Below are 212 nucleotides of genomic sequence, written 5' to 3'. Positions count from 1 at the left end.
ATGCCCAGGTGGCGGAATTGGTAGACGCACTAGTTTCAGGTACTAGCGCTGAGAGGCGTGGAGGTTCGAGTCCTCTCCTGGGCACCAAATTAGCAAAAGGCTTGCAGCAATGCAAGCCTTTTTTGCTTTCTGGCCCGGGTTTGGGCTTGTCCACCTTTGCATCAGGCAGAGCGCCTGCCGGCGCCCCGCCCACGCGCTCACACCGGCTGACC

At 59.9% G+C, this 212-nt stretch carries 1 tRNA gene; it reads left to right on the top strand.

Annotated elements, in window-relative coordinates:
• The first annotated feature begins 2 nt into the window (after positions 1-2).
• Positions 3-87 (top strand) — tRNA-Leu (locus tag HA630_RS01150).
• Positions 88-212 lie beyond the last annotated feature (125 nt).

The organism is Aquabacterium sp. A08 (genome assembly GCF_011742065.1).
Note: the sequence above shows the minus strand (reverse complement) of the source record. Positions and strands in the feature narration are given on the sequence as shown.